20 protein-coding genes (1 of these 20 cut by a window edge) are annotated in these 21130 nt (G+C 68.1%); 11 read left to right on the forward strand and 9 right to left on the reverse strand.

Features of this window, described 5'->3' with window-relative positions:
- The 4 genes in view from folP to H565_RS0103800 are tightly spaced (at most 48 nt apart) and all read left to right on the forward strand, a layout consistent with a single transcriptional unit that may run on beyond the window.
- Nucleotides 1–733, forward strand: partial view of a dihydropteroate synthase gene (gene folP / locus H565_RS0103785; RefSeq protein WP_034408261.1) — the 3' portion only. 185 nt of this gene lie to the left of the window's left edge; the window shows 733 of its 918 coding nt (coding positions 186–918); the start codon falls outside the window, past its left edge; the stop codon is at nt 731–733.
- Nucleotides 730–1089 carry a dihydroneopterin aldolase gene (folB, locus tag H565_RS0103790; RefSeq protein WP_027459868.1) on the forward strand — a complete coding sequence of 120 codons (360 nt, stop codon included), beginning with the start codon at nt 730–732 and terminating at the stop codon, nt 1087–1089. Before folP ends, folB begins: the two co-directional genes overlap by 4 nt.
- Nucleotides 1086–1574 carry a 2-amino-4-hydroxy-6-hydroxymethyldihydropteridine diphosphokinase gene (folK, locus tag H565_RS0103795; protein WP_027459869.1) on the forward strand — a complete coding sequence of 163 codons (489 nt, stop codon included), beginning with the start codon at nt 1086–1088 and terminating at the stop codon, nt 1572–1574. Before folB ends, folK begins: the two co-directional genes overlap by 4 nt.
- A 48-nt stretch (nt 1575–1622) precedes the next feature.
- The gene (locus tag H565_RS0103800; RefSeq protein WP_027459870.1) at nt 1623–2090 is read left to right on the forward strand and encodes a hypothetical protein; all 468 of its coding nucleotides are present in this window, start codon (nt 1623–1625) and stop codon (nt 2088–2090) included.
- A gap of 113 nt (nt 2091–2203) precedes the next feature.
- On the opposite strand, the gene H565_RS0103805 is transcribed toward H565_RS0103800, so the two are convergent.
- Nucleotides 2204–2518, reverse strand: coding sequence for a hypothetical protein (locus tag H565_RS0103805; RefSeq protein ID WP_027459871.1), 315 nt, complete (start codon nt 2516–2518; stop codon nt 2204–2206).
- 36 nt (nt 2519–2554) lie between these two features.
- On the opposite strand from H565_RS0103805, the gene H565_RS0103810 reads away from it, so the two are divergent.
- On the forward strand, nt 2555–2797 hold the full coding sequence (locus H565_RS0103810) for a hypothetical protein (RefSeq protein WP_034408264.1): 243 nt from the start codon (nt 2555–2557) through the stop codon (nt 2795–2797).
- 66 nt (nt 2798–2863) lie between these two features.
- On the opposite strand, the gene pnp is transcribed toward H565_RS0103810, so the two are convergent.
- Complete coding sequence (pnp, locus tag H565_RS0103815; protein WP_027459873.1) at nt 2864–5029, reverse strand: polyribonucleotide nucleotidyltransferase; 2166 nt, start codon at nt 5027–5029, stop codon at nt 2864–2866.
- 104 nt (nt 5030–5133) lie between these two features.
- On the opposite strand from pnp, the gene H565_RS0103820 reads away from it, so the two are divergent.
- Both H565_RS0103820 and H565_RS15660 read left to right on the forward strand, forming a co-directional pair.
- Nucleotides 5134–7173 (forward strand): molybdopterin oxidoreductase family protein, encoded by a 2040-nt coding sequence (locus tag H565_RS0103820; RefSeq protein WP_027459874.1) that lies wholly within the window; start codon nt 5134–5136, stop codon nt 7171–7173.
- 91 nt (nt 7174–7264) lie between these two features.
- On the forward strand, nt 7265–9571 hold the full coding sequence (locus H565_RS15660) for a putative bifunctional diguanylate cyclase/phosphodiesterase (protein WP_051363396.1): 2307 nt from the start codon (nt 7265–7267) through the stop codon (nt 9569–9571).
- Between the two features lie 7 nt (nt 9572–9578).
- Here H565_RS15660 and H565_RS0103830 read toward each other — a convergent pair whose 3' ends face one another.
- The 7 genes from H565_RS0103830 to H565_RS0103860 all read right to left on the reverse strand — a co-directional run bounded on the left by H565_RS0103830 (nt 9579) and on the right by H565_RS0103860 (nt 17762).
- Nucleotides 9579–9935: an ArsC/Spx/MgsR family protein gene (locus H565_RS0103830; protein ID WP_027459875.1), complete on the reverse strand. Its 357-nt coding sequence runs from the start codon at nt 9933–9935 to the stop codon at nt 9579–9581.
- Between the two features lie 98 nt (nt 9936–10033).
- Nucleotides 10034–11032, reverse strand: coding sequence for a Holliday junction branch migration DNA helicase RuvB (gene ruvB, locus H565_RS0103835; protein WP_027459876.1), 999 nt, complete (start codon nt 11030–11032; stop codon nt 10034–10036).
- 52 nt (nt 11033–11084) lie between these two features.
- Nucleotides 11085–11801 carry an SCO family protein gene (locus H565_RS0103840; RefSeq protein WP_027459877.1) on the reverse strand — a complete coding sequence of 239 codons (717 nt, stop codon included), beginning with the start codon at nt 11799–11801 and terminating at the stop codon, nt 11085–11087.
- 149 nt (nt 11802–11950) lie between these two features.
- The gene (locus tag H565_RS0103845) at nt 11951–14410 is read right to left on the reverse strand and encodes a cbb3-type cytochrome c oxidase subunit I (RefSeq protein ID WP_027459878.1); all 2460 of its coding nucleotides are present in this window, start codon (nt 14408–14410) and stop codon (nt 11951–11953) included.
- Nucleotides 14407–15558, reverse strand: coding sequence for a cytochrome c oxidase subunit II (gene coxB, locus H565_RS0103850; RefSeq protein WP_034406714.1), 1152 nt, complete (start codon nt 15556–15558; stop codon nt 14407–14409). Before coxB ends, H565_RS0103845 begins: the two co-directional genes overlap by 4 nt.
- 282 nt (nt 15559–15840) lie before the next feature.
- Nucleotides 15841–16779, reverse strand: a complete 939-nt coding sequence (locus H565_RS0103855; protein ID WP_027459880.1) for a heme o synthase — start codon at nt 16777–16779, stop codon at nt 15841–15843.
- Nucleotides 16776–17762: a COX15/CtaA family protein gene (locus tag H565_RS0103860; protein WP_027459881.1), complete on the reverse strand. Its 987-nt coding sequence runs from the start codon at nt 17760–17762 to the stop codon at nt 16776–16778. The genes H565_RS0103855 and H565_RS0103860 overlap by 4 nt, the downstream gene beginning before the upstream one ends.
- A gap of 137 nt (nt 17763–17899) precedes the next feature.
- Here H565_RS0103860 and H565_RS0103865 point away from each other — a divergent pair, with 137 nt between their 5' ends.
- The 4 genes from H565_RS0103865 to H565_RS15665 all read left to right on the forward strand — a co-directional run bounded on the left by H565_RS0103865 (nt 17900) and on the right by H565_RS15665 (nt 21116).
- The gene (locus tag H565_RS0103865; RefSeq protein ID WP_027459882.1) at nt 17900–18574 is read left to right on the forward strand and encodes a D-lyxose/D-mannose family sugar isomerase; all 675 of its coding nucleotides are present in this window, start codon (nt 17900–17902) and stop codon (nt 18572–18574) included.
- A 45-nt stretch (nt 18575–18619) separates the two neighbouring features.
- The gene (locus H565_RS0103870) at nt 18620–19099 is read left to right on the forward strand and encodes a DUF420 domain-containing protein (protein ID WP_027459883.1); all 480 of its coding nucleotides are present in this window, start codon (nt 18620–18622) and stop codon (nt 19097–19099) included.
- An 83-nt stretch (nt 19100–19182) separates the two neighbouring features.
- A complete protein-coding gene (gene panB / locus H565_RS0103875; RefSeq protein ID WP_027459884.1) occupies nt 19183–20004 on the forward strand; it encodes a 3-methyl-2-oxobutanoate hydroxymethyltransferase in 822 nt (273 codons plus the stop codon).
- An 89-nt stretch (nt 20005–20093) separates the two neighbouring features.
- Nucleotides 20094–21116, forward strand: coding sequence for a GGDEF domain-containing protein (locus H565_RS15665; RefSeq protein WP_169726654.1), 1023 nt, complete (start codon nt 20094–20096; stop codon nt 21114–21116).
- Nucleotides 21117–21130 lie beyond the last annotated feature (14 nt).

Consider the following 21130-nt stretch of genomic DNA (forward strand, 5'->3'; position numbering starts at 1 on the left):
CCTGACTCAGGCCCGTGCCCTGCGGGACGCGGGGGCGCTCATCATTGACGTGGGCGGCGAGAGCACCCGGCCCGGCGCGGAGCCAGTGCCCGCCGAGGTCGAGCTGGACCGGGTGCGCCCGGTGCTGCGGGCGCTGGTGGGCGAGGGGGTCCTGCTGAGCGTGGATACCCGCAAGCCGGAGGTGGCGCGGGCGGCGCTGGAGGCCGGAGCGCACCTTGTCAACGACGTGTCGGGGCTGCGCGACCCGCAGATGGTGCAGGTCTGTGCCGGGGCCGGAGCGCCCGCCTGCGTGATGCACATGCAGGGCGAGCCGCGCACCATGCAAGACGCGCCGCACTATGCCGACGTGGTGGCCGAGGTTCACGGCTTCTTGCGGGCGCAGGCAGAGCGGGTGCGGGGGGCGGGGGTGCCCGCCGTGCTGCTTGACCCTGGCTTGGGCTTCGGCAAGACGCTGGAACACAATCTCGCGCTGCTGCGGGCGCTGCCGGACCTGACAGCGGGGGAATGGCCCGTCTTGGTGGGCGCAAGCCGCAAGGGGCTGGTGGGCCGCCTCGCGGACGTGCCGGACCCGGCGCAGCGGGACCCCGGCTCGGTGGCCCTGCACCTCCACGCGGCGCGGCAGGGGGCGGCGCTGGTGCGGGTGCACGCGGTTGCCGAGCACGTGCAGGCGCTGCGGGTCCAAGCAGCGCTGGAGAGTCCCCCCGGCGCGGCCCCGCTACAATCGCCCGCATGAGCCGCGTCGTTCTGGAGGGACTGGAGTTTCACGCCCGGCACGGCGTCTTTGAGGCCGAAGCGGCGCTGGGTGCCCGGTTCGTGGTGGATGCGGAGCTGCACTGGAACTTTGCGGGCCTGCCCGACGACCTCGCGGCAGCCGTGAACTATGCCGCTGTCTACGCCTCCATCCGCGAGGAAGTGACGGGCAAGCGCTACCGCCTCATCGAGGTGCTCGCCGACCGCATCGCTCAGCGACTGCTGCGCGAACACGGGCGGCTGGAGGCGGTCACCGTGCGCGTGCACAAGCCCTTTGCCCCCCTGCCCGGTGTCTTCCGCGACGTGTATGCCGAGCTGACCCTGCGGCGCGGCGCATGACGGCGGCCTATGTGGCCCTGGGAGCCAACCTGGGAGACCCCCTCGCGGCCCTGCGTTGGGCCAGGGGGGAACTGCGGCGGCTGGGCCGCGTGACCGGAACGAGTGCCCTCTACCGCACGGTCCCGGTGGGCGGCCCGCCCGGACAGCCCGACTACCTCAATGCCGCCGTGCGCCTGGACACAGACCTGCCTCCCCCCGCCCTCCTCGCGGCGCTGCACGCGCTGGAGGCGGCGGCGGGCCGCGAGCGCCGCGAACGCTGGGCGGCCCGTCCCCTCGACCTCGACCTGCTGCTCTACGGGGAGGAGGTGTGGGACACGCCGGGCCTCACCCTGCCGCATCCCCGCGCCTGGGAGCGGGCCTTTGTGCTCGCGCCGCTGGCGGACCTCGCGCCGGAGCTGCGGCATCCGGTCACGGGAGAAGAGGCCGCGGCGGCCCTGCGGCGGGTGGGGGAGGGGGGCCTGACCCGGCTGGCCCCGGAGTGGTAGCGGACTGACGGAAGGGTGGCCCCCCCGGCACGCTATGCTGCGGGGGACATGAGCGAGCTGACCTCCTCCAAGCGCCACGGCAACCTGGGCCGCACCCTGCTCTGGGTCGCCATTTTGCTCAGCGTGTTGCTGCTGGGCTTCGTGACTGCCCTGACCATCCGTGCCAATCCCTACGTCAGTGACCGCGAGGCGAACGGCATCAGCAAGTTCAAGTTCCTGGAAGCCTGCAAAGAGCAGCTCGCCGAAGACGAGCAGCTCGCTTCTCTCCAGGGCCTCTTGCAGCAAAGCGGCCAACTGCGGGCCGGACAGCGCCTCACCGCCCAGATAGCCGCCGAACCTGCCGACCTCGTGGGCAGCGTGCAGACCGCTCAGGGCGGCGGCTGGACCCTCAACGTGCCCGCCAACATCCAGGTCGATGGCCGGGGCGTGCCGCTGGGTCAACTGCCCTTTGAGTGCACCCACAACAAGGCGCAAAACCGCACGACGGGCCAGCTTCAGCTGCCGGGCGGGATTTAAGAGAGCGGCCAGCTTCCAGCCGCCAGCTGCCAGCAACCCCAACAAAGAAGCCCCGGCCTTCGCTGGGGCTTCTGGACTGGAGCTGGAAGCTGGTGGCTGGCCGCTTCCAACGCTTACAACACCGCCTCCAGCCCCCGCAGGCACTCCTCGGCGATGGCGCGGGCCAGGGGGTCGCGGGTGGAGCGGGCGTAGCTGACGCCGAGGTGCAGGTGTTCTTGCCCAGCGTCGTCGCCCAGCAGGGCCAGCGTCTGGTAGTAGGCGAGGTGGGTGTGGGCGAGCAGCACGTCGCGGGTGCGCTCTGGCGGCAGCGAGCGCAGCAGCCGCAGCGCTTCTTCGTAGGCCCCGATGGCCTGCTCTTGGTCGCCCTCAACCGCCCACTCGCGTCCCAGTTGCAGGTGACGGGCGGCGGTGAGATAGGCGGGACGCATGGGCCGGATTCTAGCGCCGGGGCGTATGATTTGGCCGTGATGGGCTGGCTGGGCACTTTGCTGCTGATTCTGGCGGGCTACGGCTGGGGCACCCGCGTCTCGGCGGCCACCTCGCCGCTGCCACTGGGCTGGATGCTGGCGCTGACCCTGGGCGCGAGCGTGCTGGGGCTGGCGCTGACGGTGGGGGCGTTTCTGGACCATCAGGACGGCCCGTTGGTGACGGGTGCCGTGGGGGCACTCGCGGCGGCGGCGCTGGCGGTGTTCACGGCACGGGAATAGAACGGCACGGGAATAGGAAGGGGCCGCCCCTCCCGGCCACAGAGGCGGCCCCGGACATGAAGAAAGTCAGTCCCGGCGGGGCGGACGCCCTCCCCGGTCGCCGCCCGCGCGAGCGGGGCGGGGTTCACGGGGGGCAATCTTGCCTTCGAGTTCGGGGCGGATGAGGTCAATCTTGCCCCGCTCGTCGATGTTGGCAATCTTGACCCGCAGCTTGTCGCCGACGTTGAGCACGTCCTCGACGGCGTTGATGCGCTCCTCGCTCATCTGCGAGATGTGCAGCATCCCGTCTTGGCCGGGGAAGAGGTTGATAAAGGCCCCGAAGGGAGCGGTCTTGACCACGGTGCCCTCGTACTCTTCGCCCACCTTCGCCTCGCGGGTGAGGGCCTCGATGCGGGCGCGGACCGCTTCGGCGGCGGCGCTGTCGGCAGAGAAGATGCGGACCGAGCCGTCCTCCTCCACCGTAATCTGCGCTCCCATCGCTTCCAGTTCACGAATCTGCTTGCCGCCGGGACCGATGACCTTGCCGATGAGTTCGGGGTTGATGCGGAGGCTGAGGATGCGCGGGGCGGTGGGCGACAGCTCAGGCCGGGGCGCGGGCAGCACCTCGGCCATCTTGCTCAGGATGTGCAGCCGCGCCTCGCGGGCCTGGGCCAGCGCCTCACGCATGATGGCGGGGGTGATGCCGCTCACCTTGATGTCCATCTGGAGGGCCGTGACCCCTTCGGCGGTGCCGCACACCTTAAAGTCCATGTCGCCGAGCGCGTCTTCCAGGCCCAGGATGTCCGTGAGGATGCGGTATTGGCCGTCCTCGATGACGAGGCCCATCGCCACGCCCGCGACGGGGGCCTTGAGGGGCACGCCCGCATCCATCAGGGCGAGGGTCCCGGCGCAGACGGTCGCCATGCTGCTCGACCCGTTGGACTCCAGCACCTCGCCGACCACCCGCAGCACGTAGGGGAACTCCTCAAAAGAAGGCAAGACCGCCCGCAGTGCCCGCTTGGCGAGGTGGCCGTGCCCGACCTCGCGCCGCGACTGCCCGCCCATGCGCTTGACCTCACCGGTGGAGTAGGGCGGGAAGTTGTAATGCAGCAGGAACTTATCGTTTTCCTCGGTGGTGAGGTCGTCGACCAGAATCTCGTCGCGCTCGGTGCCCAGGGTGGCAACCCCCAGCACCTGGGTTTCGCCGCGGGTGAAGATGGCGCTGCCGTGGGCGCGGGGAAGGGGCCGGGCCTCAATCCAGATGGGGCGCACGGTCTTGGAGTTGCGGCCATCGGCCCGCAGGTCCTCTTGCAGAATCAGGCGGCGCAGCTCCTGCTTTTCCACCTTGCCAAAGGCGGCTTTGAGGGCCACGATGCGTTCCTCGGCCCCCTCGACCTCGCCCTCCATCATGCGGTCCTGAATCAGGCGGTCACGCAACGCCCCCAGGTTGGCCGCCCGGTCCTTTTTCTTGACTGTGAGGAGGGCGTCGCGTAGGCCTGCTGCCCGCGCGGCCTCGGCCAGTTCGGGCACCAGGTCGGTGGCGAGGTCACCGTCGGCGAGGAAGTTGAACTTCTCGCGGCCCAGCTCGGCCCGCATCTGCGCGATAAGGTCGAGCACCCCCTGCATCTCCGCGTGGGCGAACTCGATGGCCCCCACCATCGTTTCCTCGTCCACAATCTGCGCCCCGGCTTCCACCATCATCACGGCGTCCTTGGTGCCCGCGACGACGAGGTCGAGACGAGAGCGCGTGAGTTGGTCGGCGGTGGGGTTGAGGACGTATTGCCCGTCCACGAGGCCCACCCGCACGCAGGCGGTCGGCCCCTGCCAGGGAATGTCGCTGATGCTCAGGGCCGCCGACGCCCCGATGGGGCCGAGCACGTCGGGGAGGTTTTGCTGGTCCGCCGAGAGCACGGTGATGATGACCTGCGTCTCGTGGCGGTACCCCTTGGGAAAGAGGGGCCGAATCTGGCGGTCGGTGATGCGGGCCGAGAGAATCGCCCGCTCGCCGGGCCGCCCTTCCCGGCGGTGAAAGGACCCCGGAATCTTGCCGACCGCGTAGTGCCGCTCTTCGAACTCGACGGTGAGCGGCAGGAAGTCGAGGGTGCTCTTTTCCTCGCGGGCCTGCGCGGTCACGAGCAGCAGGGTGTCGCCGTAGCGCAGCGTGACGCTGCCGCTGGCGAGTTTGGCCAGCCGGCCCGTCTCGATGCTCAGTTCGCGCCCGCCGAGCACCGTGGTGTAGGTCTTTCCAATCATGGAGGCCAGTCTATCCCGCCCCGCTGGGGGGCACCGGATGGCGGGTTGCGGTGTGGGCCACCTCCGTCGCGGTTCCCCCCGCCCGCCGGACGTAGACTCGCCCCATGGCTGCCCCCGCCCTGACCCGTGACGTACTGCTCACCTGTCCCCTCGACTGCCCCGACGCCTGCCGCCTGCGGGTCACCCTGGAGCGCGGCAAGGACGGGCGCGAGCGGGCGGTCAAGCTCACCGGCGACGCGGCGCATCCCTACACCAAGGGCTTTGCCTGCGTCAAGACCGTTCACTACCCAGCGCGGCAGAATCACCCCGACCGCCCCCTCTTTCCCCTGCGCCGGGTCAATCCCAAAACCGACCCCGAACCCCGCTTCGAGCGGGTGAGCTGGGATGAGGCGCTGGACGACATCGCCGCTCGGCTGCGTGAGCTGCTGGAGACCCGTGGCCCCCAGAGCATCTTGCGCTACCACTACGCGGGCACGATGGGCCTGATGGAAAACGCCCACGCCCACACGCTGTGGCGAGCGCTGGGCACCCCCGAACTCGACGAGACGATTTGTGCGACGGCGGGCACGGCAGCCTGGGCCATGGGCTACGGCTCGCGCCTGACGGTAGACCCCTTGGACGTGCCCCGCGCTCGCCTCATCGTGCTGTGGGGCATCAACTCCCTGAGCACCCACAGCCACCTCACCCCGCAGATGACGGCGGCCCGCAAGGCGGGTGCCCGCATCATCCACGTGGACCCCTACCGCAACCGCACCTCGGCCTATGCCGACACCCACCTCAAGCTGAGGCCCGGCACCGACGCCGCCCTCGCGCTGGGCGTGATGCACGAACTCTTTGCCCACGGCTGGACGGACGAGGCGTACATCACGGAGGCGACGACCGGGGTGGAGGATCTGCGGGCGGCCGCCCACGAGTGGACCCCCGAACGCACGGCGGAGGTCACCGGCCTGAGCGCCGAGGAGGTGCGCGACCTTGCCCAGGCCATCGGCACCACCCGCCCCACCTACATCCGGGTCGGGTACGGCATGACCCGCCATGAGAACGGCGGCACGGCGCTGCGGGCCGTCACCCTCATCCCGGCGCTCACGGGCGACTGGCGGCAGCGGGGCGGGGGCGTGTGCCTGAGCACGAGCGGGGCGTTCGCCCTCAACCGCACCCGGCTGGGGGGGGCACACCTCGTTCGGGAGGGGGTGCCCCACGTCAACATGAATGAGCTGGCCCAGGCCCTCGCGCCGGAGGCGGGCTTCGGGGCCGCCGTGATTTACAACTGCAACCCAGCGGTGGTGGCCCCCGACTCCGCGCGGGTACGGGCGGGGTTGATGCGCGACGACCTCCTCGTCGTGGTGCTGGAACAGGCAATGACCGAGACGGCGCGGCTCGCCGACTACGTGCTCCCCGCGACGACCTTTATGGAGCACTCCGACATCTACACGAGCTATGGCCACCATTGGCTGAGCTACAACCGGGCCGAGCTGGAGGCCCCCGGCGAGGCCCGGCCCAACTCCTGGGTGTTCGGGCAACTCGCCCGCCGCCTCGGCGTGACCGAACCCAGCGTGTACTGGACGGTGGACGACCTGCTCGCGGAAGTCCTAAGCACGGACCATCCCTTTCTCGCGGGCATCACCCCGGAGCGGCTGAAGGCCGAGGGGACCGTGCGGCTGAATATCCCAGAAGGCTTCCTCCCCTATGCCCAGGGGGCGGACACCCCCAGCGGCAAGGTGCAGCTTTCGCCCGCGCCGAGGTATCAGCCCGTGCGGGCGGCGTTGAATGCCGAGTACCCGCTGCGGCTGCTCACGCCGCCCGCGCACCACTTTCTGAACTCGACCTACGGCAACCTGGCCCACCTCAACCGGGCCGAGGGGGGCGAACCGCAGGTCCTCGTGCACCCGGCGGATGCCGAGGGGTACGGGCTGCTGGACGGCGGGTATGCCCGCATCCTCAGCGAGGTCGGGCAGGTACGCCGCCGAGTCAAGGTGACGGACGCCACCCAGCCCGGCGTGGCCGTCGTGGAGGGGACGTGGTGGGGCCTCTGCGCGCCCGACGGCGAGAGCATCAACGCCGTGACCGCTCAGACGCTCACGGACCTCGGCGGCGGCAGCACCTTCCACAACACGCGGGTGCGCTTAGAGCCGCTTCCGGCTTGAAGGGGCCTCCGAGCGGCGCGAGGCACCGAGGGAGGAAGCCAGAGGAAACGAGTAAGACGCCCTACAGAGGCAGCCTTCTACACTGGGGGCCATGACGGCAGTGCTGGCCTGGGCCTCACTCCCCCGGCAGGGTCTGACCGCGCTCCTGTGGGGGGTCGCGCTGGCCCACCTGGGATGGCTGCTGCTGGGGGCACCGTCCCCACCGGGCACACGGGAGCTGTGGGGTGACCTGTTTTTTCTGCCGGCCCTCGGCTTGGCGGCCCTGATAGCCCTGCGGGCGGGGGCACGGCGCGACAACCCCGCCGCCCCGACCTGGCAGCGGCTGGGGCAGGGGCTGGCCGCTTGGGGGCTGGGGCAGGTGGCCTACCTCCTGTCCTGGGCGCTGCTGGGCAAAGACCCCTTTCCGGGACTGCCCGACCTGCTGTTTTTGCTGCTGATTCCGCTGGTGGCTTCCGGGCTGCTCGCGCTGCGCCGCCCGGAACGCGGGCTGTTGACAACCTGGGGCATCCTGCTGGACGCGGCGGTGCTCACGCTGGTCGTAGCCGACGTGCTGTGGGACCTCAGTGTGCGGCCCATCCTCAGCAGCTACCTCATGGGCCTGGCCCCCTACGCGGGAGGTCCCGTCGCGCTGGTGCTGGCGCTGGCCTACCCGCTGGGAGACCTGCTGCTGTGCTCGCTTGCGGCGGTGCTGGCCCTGTGGCGTCCCCTCGACTTGCGGGGCCGCGAGCTGGCGGTGCTCATCGCGGGGCTGGGCCTCTTTTTGCTCGCCGATGTGGGCTACGCCCTGCAACAGGAACTCGGCAACTACGAGTCAGGCACCCTCCTCGACGCGGGCTGGATGCTGGGGGCCGCGCTGATGGCGAGTGCGGCGGCCCTGCAAGACCGCCGGGGCCGCGTCCAGGGGTGGGTTCCAGTGCGGGTCCGGCCCTGGTCCGCGCTGCTGCCGCAGGGGGCGCTCCTGTTGCCGCTGGCGCTGACCCTGCTGCTGCACTTTGAATCCGGGGTGGCCGACCCGGTCGAGACGGTGTTGCTGGGGAGCGCGGCGGGCCTTTTTCTGGTGCGGCAGTTTTTGCTGCTGCTGCACAACACCCGCTTGCAGTGTGCTCTGCACTACCGCGCCGAGCACGACCCCCTGACCGGGGCACGCAACCGTGAGGGCCTCGAAGAGCACCTCGCGGACGTGATGGCGGCGGCGCGGCGGGCTGGCGGCGCAGCGGCGGTGCTGTTTGTAGACCTCGACCGCCTCAAGACCATCAATGAATCCTTTGGGCACGCGGTGGGAGACGCGGCGCTGCGCGAGGTCGCCGCACGGCTGCGGGGGGTCCTGCCCGCGGGCGAACTCCCGGTGCGCTTTGGGGGCGACGAGTTCGTGCTCGTGTTTCCGCAGGTGGCGGGTGCGGCGCAGGCCGCGGAGCTGGCGGCGCGGGTGGTGGACCGAGTGACCCAGCCGCTGCAAGTTGGCCCCGAAACCCTGACGGTCACCGTGAGCGTGGGCGTGGCCCTCGTGCCGCACGACGCCACCGACGCCCGGCAGGCCCTGGCCCGCGCCGACGCTGCGATGTACCGCGCCAAAACCGAGGAAACCAATGCTTGGCGCTTGTACGACGAGGCTTTGCACCAGGTCCACGCGCCGCGTCAGCGCCTCGAAACGCTGCTGCGCGGGGCGCTGGAGCGCGGCGAGTTTCAACTTTTCCTTCAGCCCCTCGTCGACCTGCGTGGCGGCGGGGTGGTGGGCTTTGAGGCGCTGCTGCGCTGGGATTCGCCCGTCCTGGGCCGGGTCCCTCCCAGCGAGTTCATCCCCGTGGCCGAGGCCCGCGAGATGATGGGCGGCATCGGGCGCTGGGTGCTGCGCGAGGCGCTGCGCGGGGCGGCGGAGTGGCGGCGCGGGCCGCTCGCGGGCGCGTACGTCTCGGTCAATGTCTCGGCCACCCAGTTTGCCGCCGCCGACTTTGTGCCGGACGTGCAAGCTGCGCTGGAGGAAGCCGAGCTGCCTGCGGACGCGCTGATGCTCGAACTCACCGAAAGCGCGGTTGTTGCTGACCCCGACCAAGCCCGCGCCCGGCTGCTGGAGCTGCGCCGCTTGGGGGTGCGGGTGGCCCTCGACGACTTCGGCATGGGGTATTCCAGCCTGGGCCAACTGCGGCACCTTCCCGTGCACGTCCTCAAGATTGACCGTTCTTTCGTCCGCGAGCTGGCGCGGGACGCTGCCTTTGTGGAGGCGATGGTCACCCTGGGCCAGAGCCTGCGGCTGCGGGTGGTCGCCGAGGGCATCGAGGATGAGGCCACCGCCGAGCACCTGCGGGCGCTGGGCTGCGACCTGGGCCAGGGGTACCTCTACGCCCCGCCCTTGCCCCCTGCCGAAGCCCTGCAGCGGGTGCGCGAGCGGGGGCTGGTCTGACCTGAGCTTACCCCTCCAACATCCGCGCCCAGCCCTCCGGGTCCTCGCCCACGGTGAGGACCTTGCCCCCGCGCACCAGCGGCAGCCGCAGCAGCTCCGGCATCTCGATGACGCGGGCGATGATGGCGTCTTCGGTCGTGCGCAGGTAGGCGAGATTGGAGCGCTCGTACGCCTTGCCCTCCCGGTCAAGCAGGGCATTCAGCCCAAACTTCTGGATAAAACGGGCCAGTTCGCCCTTGGCGATGGGCCGCGTGCCCAGGTCCACAAACTGTACCTTGACCCGCCGCTCCTTGAAAAAGCGCTCGGCGGCGCGGGTGGCGGCGCTCTTTTTCAGGCCGAAGAGTTGCACCTGCTGGGGGGACATGGGAAGAGGATAGCTTTCAGCTCTCAGCTTCCAGCAACCAGCGGCCTCCGTCTTAGCTCTGGCTGGGGCCTTGTGCTGATGGCTGATGGCTGACCGCCTCAGTTCGCGTACAGGCCCAGCCCCTCCTCGTCGCGCCCACCCACCGGCAGGCCGAGGTGGTCGTAGGCGTGAGCCGTGGCGACGCGGCCACGGGGCGTGCGCTTGATAAAGCCGAGCTGGATGAGGTACGGCTCGTATACGTCTTCCAGGGTCAGAGCGTCTTCCGAGATGGCGGTCGCCAGGGTGTCCACCCCCACCGGGCCGCCCGCAAAGCGGTGAATCAGGGTTTCGAGGTACTTCTTGTCACGGTCGTCTAAGCCCGCCGAGTCCAGGCCCAGGCGGTCGAGCGCGTCCATCGCGCGGGGCAGCTCGATGGTGTTCTCGCCCGCAACCTCGGCGTAATCGCGCACCCGGCGCAAGAGGCGCTTGGCGATGCGCATGGTGCCGCGTGACCGCGCCCCGATTTCGACGGCGGCCTCCTCGGTCAGCCCGAAGCCCAGCAGCCGGGCGTCGCGCTGGAGGTTGATGCCAATCTCCTGGGGGGTGTAGTACTCCAGATGTTCGATGATGCCAAAGCGCGACCGCATCGGCGCGGTAATCAGGCCGGGCCGGGTGGTGGCCCCCACCAGCGTGAAGCGCGGCAGCGGCAGCTCAATCGTCCGCGCTGCCGGACCCTGGCCCAGGACGATGTCCAGCTTGAAATCTTCCATCGCCGGGTAGAGGTGCTCTTCGGCCACCCGGCCCAGGCGGTGAATCTCGTCGATAAACAGCACGTCGCCTTCCTCCAGGCTGTTCGTCAGGATGGCGGCGAGGTCGCCCGGCTTCTCGATGGCCGGCCCCGACGTCACTCGGATATTGACCCCCAGTTCGTGCGCGATGATGTGCGCCAGGGTGGTCTTGCCCAGGCCCGGCGGGCCGAACAGGAGGGTGTGGTCCAGCGCCTCGCGGCGGCCCTTGGCGGCCTGGAGGTACACCGAGAGCTTCTCCTTGAGGCGTGCTTGCCCCACGTACTCGGCCAACGTCTTGGGCCGCAGCGCGGCGTCGAGCGGTTCGGTCATGCCCGACATATTACGCTATTTGCGAAATCGGGTGGCGTGGCTTGAGTCCCCTTCACGACCCGCCGTACTGCCGCAGCAGGCCCGGCAGGTCGGCGGCGAGAGTACCGTCAATCACTTCTGCATTGGCGTACACGCGCACAAAGCGTCCCTGAGGGTCAATGACGCTGACTTGGTCGCCGTGAATGAGGGCCGCTTGCACCGCTGCCGCGCCGACCTGCTGGGCGTTGGCGGCCCCGTTGCCGGAGGGCGTGGCAGTGGCCTCCTGGCCCATGGAGCCGTGGCCCCTATGGGCACTGTGATCCACGGCAGGCTGCGGCTCGATGTGGCGAATGCCCACAAACATCGTGCGGGCGGCCTCGTTGATGGTGGCAGTGTCGCCCGTCAGCCCCGAAAAGGCCGGATTAAAGCGGGCCAGGTAATCGCGCACCACCTGCGGGCGGTCGTGCTCCGGGTCCACCGAGATGAACTGCACCTGCACCCGCTGGCGCTGGTCTTCTGGAAGGTCGGCATAGATGCGCGCCAGGCTCGCCAGAGTCGCTGGGCAGACATCCGGGCAGCGCACAAAGCCGTAGAACATCAGCCGCATTCGGCCATCCGAAGCACTCAGGGTGGTGCGCTCGCCCCGCTCGTTGAGCAGTGGGAGTGCAGGCAACTCGACTGGCGTGTCAAGTGCGGTTCCTCCGGCCAGGGAAGGGGAGACGTTCCGGTAGAGCAGCAGCCCCCCCAGGACCGCTGCCACCACCAACAGCACCGCGGTGAGCCATTTCATCGCAGCCCAAGCTAGCGGCGAGGGTGGGGGCCGCGTGTCCCAGGAAAGTCGCCAGCCGCCAGCTAAAAAGAGGGCGGGGACGCTCGTCACGTCCCCACCCCTTCAGTCCTGTTGTGCTGGCCGCTGGCGACTGGCGGCTGAAAGCTCCCTCACCACGCGTAGAAAATCGCCACGATGAGCAGCCACACCACGTCGACCAGGTGCCAGTACAGGCTGGCCGCCGTCAGCGAGCCGTGGTTGTACTTGTCCATCTTGCCGGTCAGCGCCTGGTAGTAGGGCAGCGCGATGCCGGTGCCGCCAATCAGGATGTGCAGCCCGTGCAGGCCCACGATGATGAAGAAGCACGCCTGCCACAGATTCTGCTTCCAGTCACTCTCTACGCCAAAGAGCACGAACTCGTAGACCTGGAAGACCATGAACACGGCGCCCAGAATCAGGGTAATCAGCAGCCCCAACCGGAACCAGGTGTAACGGCCCTTGTGGTGGTCTTGCTCGGCCTTATGAATCACAAAGGACGAGGTGACCAGAATCAGGGTGTTGAGGGCCGCCAGCCAGATGTTGGGCCGCAGCGCGGGCGGCTCGGCGGCACCAATCAGCCGCAAGTACACGTACCCAGCGATAAGGACCCCGAACAGACCCACTTCCGAGATGATGAACCACGCCATCCCCATGAAGCCGTTGTCGTACTTGGTCAGGTGGTGGTGCTCGACCGGCACGGCATATTCACGGGTGCCCGCCCACTTGAAAAGCGAGTAGAAGAAGAACGGAATCGAGAGGTACAGGATGACCGTGGCAATCTGGAAGCTCAAGCCCGCTTCCGAAAAGGCCCGCAGCCCACCCGCCGGGGTGTAGTTCGTGAACCAGCCGAAGCTCAGGCCATAGCCCATAAAGAGCAGCGACAGGGCCGTCATGAAGGGCCAGATGGTGTCCTGCGGCAGGTGAATGCTCTTGGGGTCAACGGGCGTCAGGGTCTGCCCGCTCTTTTCCCAGTCATAGAGGGGACGTTCGGTCGGGAAAGTTCGGGGGAACTCGTGGGCGAAGTTGTAGGCTGCGGGCGGGCTAGACGCCGTCCACTCTAAGGTGTAACCGCCCCAGGGGTTGTTGGAAGCCGTCTTTGGTCCGCGCAGTCCCTGGTAGAAGTTGATGACCATCACGATGCCGCCCGCGAGCAAAATCAGGGCACCCATCGTCGAGATAAAGTTCAGCTCGGTCCAGGCGAAGTTCCCCGCCGGGTAGGTGTAGTAGCGCCGGGGCATCCCCAGCAGCCCCAGGATGTACTGGGGCAGGAAGGTCATCCACGACCCCACCATAAAGAGCCAGAAGTGCCACATGCCGAGCCGCTCGCTGAGGAAGCGCCCGGTCATCTTGGGCCACCAGTAGTACAGGCCGCCCATCGCCAGGAACGCGGTGCCGAACATCATCACGTTGTGGAAGTGGGCGACGATGTAGTACGAGTTGGTGACCTGATAGTCAAAGGGAATCATGCCCAAGCTGACGCCGGTGATGCCGCCGATCAGGAAGTTGAAGATGAAGCCCACCAGCCAGTAGGTCGGCGTCTTCATGATGATGCGCCCGCCCCACAGGGTGCCGATCAGGTTGAAGATCTTGACGCCGGTGGGGACCGCCACGATCAGGGTGGCGATGGCAAAAGCGATTTGCCATCCTTCGGGCAGGCCGACTGCGAAGATATGGTGGACCCACACCAGCAGCGAGACCAGTACGATGCCCAGCAGCGAGTACACCATCACCCGGTAGCCGAACAGCGGCTTGCGAGCCATGGTCGAGGCAACCTCGGCGGCGATGCCCAGGTAGGGCAGCAGCATCACGTACACAGCGGGGTGCGAGTAGAACCAGAAAAACTGCGTGAAGAGAATGGGTGTGCCGCCGATGCCGGGGTTAAACATCGACAGGCCCAGCTTCAGTTCGAGGTAGGTCGCCAGCGAAGCCGCCGTCAGGCCGCTCAGACTGACGAGCTGAAGGATGCTGGTCGCAAAGATGCTCCAGACGAAAATGGGCATCTTCCACAGGCTCATGCCCGGTGCCCGCAGGTTCACGATGGTCGCGGCAAAGTTGGCGCTGCCCAGCAGCGACCCCAAGCCGTTGAGGATAAGCGCCACCATAAAGACGCTGACGCCCGTTTGGTTGCCGTCTACCGAGAGGGGGTAGTAGAAGGTCCAGCCGACGCCCGGCAAGCCACCGTTCCACAGCCCGGTCAAAATCAAAATCAGGCTAAAAATAAAGAGCCAGACTGCAAAGTTGTTCAGTCGCGGTAGCGCCACATCCCGCACGCCGAGTTGCAGCGGCAGAAAGTAGTTCCCGAATCCGAAGAGGCCAATCGGAATCAGGAAGAAGAAAATCATGATGGCGGCGTGCCCGGTCAGGACCTCGTTGTAGGTGTTGCCCACCAGCAGGGTTTGGTCAGGGAGTGCCAGCTGCAGGCGAATCCCCACTGCCATCAACCCCCCAATCGCAAAGGCAAGCAGCGAGACGAAGATGTACAGCAGCCCGATCTTCTTGTGATCGGTGGTCATCATGTAATCCTTGATGACCTCCCACGCCCCCCGCCGAGCGGAGGTGGTCGTGGTCTGCGGCGCGTGTTGTACCGTCACTGGGTCCCTCCTCTGGGGGCCGCATCCCCCGCGCTGCCAATCACCGGCGAGTCACGCCAGTAGTCGGCCTCTTCCGGCAGGCGCAGGCTGCGCAGATAGGCCGCGATATCCGACAGTTCTTGCTCGGTCAGCACGCCGCCCTTTTGCACTTGGCCGTTGACCTTGTAGGTCGCGCCGTTGTAGGGGGGCATCAGGCTGCCGGGCTTGACGCCAGGGCTGTTGGCCAGCCAGGGAATCAGCATCCGCTCGGCTTCGGCTCCTTCCCACATCCCGGCGCCCAGCGTGCGGCGGGTGCCGAAGAAGCTCAGATCAGGCCCTGCTGCACCGTTGGCCGGGGTGCCCTGCACCCGGTGGCAAGCGGCGCAGGCCAGTGCCCCGGTCGAGGGCTTGCCCTGCATAAAGAGCTGGTAGCCGCGCTCCTCGGCGCTGCCGGGAGCGGGGGTGGGGGCGCGGTACTCGGCGGCCACCCGCAGGAACGTGTTGTAACGCTCCGGCTCCAGCGCAATCACCTTGAAGCGCATGTTGGCGTGAGAAGCCCCACACAGCAGCGAGCAGTTGCCCTGGTAGACGCCGGGACGGTCGGTGTCAATCTGCCAGGTCTTTTCCGTGCCGGGGGTCGCGTTGCGCTGCCCGCCCAAGTTGGGTGCCCAGAACGCATGCATCACGTCCCCGGAGGTGATCGTGACCGCCACCGGGTTGCGGGTGGGCATCACCATCTCGTTACCGTTGGTCACCACGCCGCCCGCCGCCGCCGTCGCGCTGGGGTAGCTGAAGTTCCACCAGAACTGCCGCGAGAGAGCCGAGACCACCGTGGCGTTTTCCGGGGTGGGATTCAGTCTCGCCATCGAACGCACCGTGAGCACGCTCAGCACAATCACAATCAGGACCGGAACTGCCACCAGCACAACTTCCAGCCGGTTGTTGCCGTGAAACTGGGCTGGCTCCGCCGAGTTGTTCTCCTCGCGGAAGCGCCGCACTGTGGCAAACAACGCGTAGGACACCCCAACAAAGATGATGATCGAAAAGGCAATCGCCCAGACGCTCATCCAGAAAATCTCACGGTTGTAGGCCGACGCCATGTCGCCCAACGTGATGAACTGGTTCGACTGACAGCCCGTTAGCAGCGCGGCCCCTGCCGTCAGGAGGATTCCCCTCACGAAGAGCGCCCGGCCTCCCCCTGGGCCGCGGGCACGACCACTCTGGTTGGTGTTCAATGTCACTCCTTTCCTTTTCCTCACGTCCCAGTGTAGTCGCTTCCACCGGGACCTTGCATCTTCCAAAACCGCCCGCCCCGCGCAGCTCGCGGCAGGGTCGACCGAGCGGTCAGGGACGCCCCCCATGAGAGCAGGTGGGGAGGTAGGCAAGTGTCCTTAGATTCCTGAGGACCGGATGCAGGGGCCTTCCGGGGTTCCCCGCACCTGCGCAGCGCTTCAGGTGAGTAACACCCGGTCGACCGCCCCAGCCAGAAACAGCAGGGCGAGGTAAAGCATGGAATACAGGTAGAGTGGCAGGGTCACGGCACGCTCGATGCGCCGCCCCGCCATCACGTGCCCGCGCAGCCGCCAAGACAGCACCAGCAGCCACCCACCCAATCCTAGGGCGGCCACGAAGTACAGGCCGCCGACCGCCTGAAAGAAGACCGGCATGACCGACAGCACCACCGTGTAAATCGCGTACAGCCAGATTTGCGCCACCGTCAGGCGGTCGCCGTGCACGACGGGCAGCATGGGAATGCCGACCTCGCGGTACTCGTCCTTAATCATCAGCGCGAGCGCCCAGAAATGGACGGGTGTCCAGAAAAAGACGATGGCAAAGAGAAACCAGGCAAAGAGGGACAGCTCGCCCGTCACGGCGGCCCAGCCCACCAGCGGCGGAAAGCACCCCGCCGCGCCGCCAAGCACGATGTTGTGCCAGGTCGTGCGTTTGAGCCACAGCGTATAGACCACCACGTAGGTGAAAAACCCCGCTAGGCTCATCCAGGCCGCGAGGGGGGTAGCCCACACCCACAGGGCGAGGAAAGAGAGCACCTGAAGGGCGGTGCCGAAGATGGCCGCCTCGCGGGTGCCGATAAGCCCGCTGGAGGTGGGCCGCCCCGACGTGCGCTTCATGCGCAGGTCGATGTCGCGGTCGATGATCATGTTGAAGACGCCCGCCGACCCCGCCGAGGCGTATCCGGCGAGGCTGACCACGACGAGGAGCCACGTGCCCGGCCACCCCTCTGCCGCCATCACCATCGCGGTGAGGGTGGTCCACAGCAGCAGGCTGATGACCTTGGGTTTGGTCAGGGCGAGGTAATCGCGCCAGGTGGGGCGGGGGACCATCACTCGGCGGTCCGCCGGGGCAGAAGCTGCCAAGCGAGTTTCGGTCATGCCGCCACCTCACCCGTGCGGGCTGGGGGTGGCACCCGGCGCAGGGCAATCAGCGCCTCATAACCCAGCAAGACGGTCACGAGCCACATGATGCACGCCAGCGCGAGGTGGGTGAGCTGCATCCAGTTGGGAGCTTTGAGGGCCACGTTGAGAAAGCCCACCGCCATCTGCGCGGCAATCACCCCGACGAGCGCGGCCCCCCAGCGGGTCACGGCGGGCGAGGGCCGCCAGCGCCGCAGTGCCCCCACCAGCCACACCAGGTACGCACTCGTGAGCACCGCGAGCAGGGGATGCACCACCCGCAAGTTTTCAATCAGGGTGGCGGTCGCTCCAAAATCGCGCCGCACCGTATCGAGCGGGGTGCCGGGAGCGGGCGCAAACAGGAGGTCGCCCAGCGCCGTGACCGCCCCCGCCATGCCCAGCACCAGCGAGAGGCACAGGCCCAGTGCCAGCGCCCCCAGCGTGCGGCCCTGCCCGCGCAGCCGCAGCGCCGGACGCCCGGACGCCCATAGCGCCGTGAGCAGCAGCGCTCCCAGCAGCAAAAAGGTGTTCGCCAGGTGAATGCCCTGCACCAGCCCCCGCGCCGGGTCGGTCGAGTCGGCGGTAAGGCCGAGCCGTACCTGCACGCCGCCGACCAGCCCTTCGAGCAAAATCAGCCCAAAGCTGAGCGCCGCCCCCAACCGGGCTGGGTGCCCCTTGGGGGTGGTCCGCACGGCCAGCGCGATGAGCGCCAGCGCGAGCAGGCCACTGGCCGCGCTCGTCAAGCGGTGGCTGAACTCAATCAGGGTATGGACCGTGGGGCTTTGCGGCACCACCACCCCGTTACACAGGGGCCAGTGGTCGCCGCAGCCTGCCCCCGCCCCAGTGATGCGGACCACCGCGCCCCACAGAATCACCAGCACGTTGTAGACCAGGGCGACCCAGGCCAACCGGGGCAGCCACGCGCCCGCACCCCGGCGGGGAACCGTCAGCGTTCCGCTCATCTTCCTCCTCACCGTCCCTTCCGCGCCCTCACCCGGCTTCAGCGGCAAGCGCGGTCAGCCCGGCTATTCTACTGGCCAGGGCTGCCGGAAGATTGTCCCCTCTGCGCCGCCGCGTCCTCCTGTCCCCTGAGGTGCCCATGCTGCGTTCCGAAGTCAATGCCGCCCAGCGCCGCGCCCTTGCCCTCCTGCGAGAACTGCGCTTTGCCCTGCCGCCCTGGGTGACCTGGTCGCCGGCAGAGTGGGCGGCTCAGCCGGAAGTGGCGGCCTACTGCCGTGCCCGGCAGATGGGCTGGGACGTGACCGACTTCGGGTCGGGAGACTTTGCCCGGCGGGGCCTGCTGCTGGTGTGCACCCGCAATGGCCGCCCCGGTGTGCCCGGCGACGTGCCCTACGCCGAAAAGCTCCTGCTGGTCGGCGAGGGGCAGGAGACCCCCCTGCACACCCATCACCACAAGACCGAGGACATCATTCACCGGGGGGGCGGGGTGCTCATCCTAGAGCTGGCTTTGGTGACCGGGACCGGAGAAATCCGCGACGTGCCCGTGCCCGTTCTCACGGATGGCCGGCTGCGCCACATTCCGCCGCTCTCTGCGCTCGCGCTGTACCCCGGCGAGAGCATCACGCTGCGGCCCGGCACCTTCCACCGTTTCTATGCGCGGCCCGGCGCTGGCCCTGTGCTCGCGGGAGAGGTGAGCAGCGTGAACGACGACCTGCACGACAACCTCTTTCTGGAGGCGGTGGGCCGCTTTCCCCCGCTGGAGGAGGATGAAGCCCCCCTCTACCCGCTGTGGAGCGAGGTGGGGCGTTCGTAAGCTCCCGGACACCCGCCCCGGCTTCCGGCCCCTAGACTGCCGGGCGTGGCACCGATCATCAACCAGTGGGCCGTCATCACCATCGTTCTGAGCGGCATCGCGCTCCTGTTCGGTGTCGCTTTCATTCGCCGGGGCAACCGCGAGGCGCATATGCGGGCGATGCTCGCCGCGAGCGCACTGGCGACCCTCTTTCTGGTGCTGTACCTCACCCGGCTTGCCATGGGCTACGAAAAGCAATATGTCGGGCCGGAGCAGTGGCGGACGGCTTACTTCGTCCTCCTGATAAGCCACATCATCCTGGCCGCCGCGAACCTGCCCCTCGCCCTCGGTGCCCTGTGGAACGCCTGGAAGGGCCTCCGGGCTGCCGGAAATCTCGCCAACATCGGCGCACCTGCGGCCCGGCCCTACTTCGCCCGGCACCGCGCTTGGGTGCGCTGGACAGTTCCGGTGTGGCTGTATGTGGCGGTCACGGGCTGGATTATTTACCTGGTGCTGGGCAGATACGGCGCGGTGATGACGGGATAAAGAGCCACCAGCTACCAGCCGCCAGCTTCCAGCAAGCAGTTCCTGGCTGGCGGCTGCAAGCTGGTTGCTGATAGCTTCCTCCCATGAAACGCACCGTCCCCGACCTGCTCCAGGCTGCCGACCCACTGGTCATGGTGACGGCTTACGACTACCCCAGTGCTCGGCACGCCGAGGCCGCCGGGGTGGACCTGATTTTGGTCGGCGACAGCCTGGGCAACGTGGTGCTCGGCTACGACTCGACCGCCCCCGTCACCCTGGCCGACATGATTCATCACGGGCGGGCCGTGCGGCGAGGGGCGCCGGAGACGTTTGTGGTGGTCGATTTGCCCTTTGGCACCTACCAGACGGGAGCTGGGGACGCCATGCGTGCGGCGGTGCAGGTCATCCAGCAGACCGGAGCCGACGCCGTGAAGATGGAGGGGGCCACCCCCGAAATCCTGGAGGCCGTCACCGTGCTGACCCGCAATGGCATCCCGGTGATGGGGCACGTCGGGCTGATGCCCCAGACCGCCACCGCCCAGGGCGGCCTGAGGGTGCAGGGCCGCGACGAGGAGGGAGCGCGGCGCACGCTGGAAGGGGCACTGGCCCTGCAGGAAGCCGGAGCCTTTAGCGTGGTGCTGGAGGCGATTCCGGCGCGGCTGGCGCGGCTCATCACCGAGCGGCTCTCTGTCCCCACGATTGGCATCGGGGCAGGAGTCCACTGCCGGGGGCAGGTCCTCGTCTATCATGACCTGCTGGGCCTCTACGAGGGCGAGGAGAAAAAGCTCGCCAAACGCTATGCCGAGCTGGGCCGCACTTCCCGCGAGGCGCTGGAGGCCTATGCCCGCGAGGTCCGCGCCCGCGAGTTCCCCGGCAAAGCGCACAGTTTTGTGATAAAAGATGAGGTACTGGACAAGCTTTACTGAAGTGTTGGCGGGGACTGTGGGTGGCCCACCCATTGGGGGAAGGGCACAGTTGCGCTGACGCCAGCATGAGATGTTATGACGAGAGGACGATGCCCCCTCGTCCTGTGGGACCGGAGCTGCCCGAACGTCTCGTGCGGGTGTATTTTCGGCTGCTTTTGCCGTTGATAGCGGCGGCGGTGCTGTCCATCATCCCGGAGCTGACGGGCGGCCTGCATCCGCTCGCCGCGAGCTTTGCAGGAATGCTCGCGTTTTTCGCGGTGCTGCACCTGCTGCGCCCCGGCTGGAGCGAGGGGGTGCGGCTGGGGTTTGCGCTCAGCTTCCTTATCTTTCTGGCGGTGTTGGTCCTAGAGCCGCAGGGCCTGCGGGTCCGTACAGCCTACGAGGGGCTGATTTTGCACCTGCTGCTGTTGCTGGTGCCGCTCAATGTGCTGACCTGGCACCTGCTGTTCAGCGACCGCCCCCGCTGGGGGCAGATGCTCTCGCTGGTGCTTGTGGGGATGGGCACCCTCGCGGCGACCCGCTGGGAGGACATCGCGGCCACTCGCCTCACGACCTCGGCGCTGCTGCTGGCGGTCAGCCTGGTGACCCACTTTTTTGGGGGTGCGGTCGTGGACCTGCATCGCCGCATGCGTGAGGAAGAGCGCCGCGCCCGCCAAGACCCCCTGACCGGGTTGGGCAACCGTCTCGCGTTCGCGGAGACCTGCGCCCAGACCCAGACCGCTGGCGTGCTTGCCGTGCTGGACATCGACCACTTCAAGGCCGTCAATGACCGCCTGGGCCACGAGGCCGGGGACCGGGTACTGCGGGAGGTTGCAGACAGGCTGCGCGGCGGGCTGGGAAAGGACGCCGTTCTCTTCCGCTGGGGGGGCGAAGAGTTCGTGGCAGTCTTGCCCGGTTGGGCGGTAGCGGAAGCGGCGCAGGTGTTGGAGTCGGTGCGGGGGGACATCGCGGCGCACTCCTTCGGCGAGGGAGAACGCATCACCCTCAGCGTGGGCCTGTGCCCCTACGACCCTGCACGGGGCCTCGCCCCCGCTTTTACCCAGGCGGACGCCGCCCTGCGCCGCGCCAAGGACACCGGGCGCGACCGGTTGGTCGCGGCTCCGGCAGCCTGAGGCGCGGGGAGGAA

The organism is Deinococcus murrayi DSM 11303 (genome assembly GCF_000482805.1).
GTDB lineage: Bacteria > Deinococcota > Deinococci > Deinococcales > Deinococcaceae > Deinococcus > Deinococcus murrayi.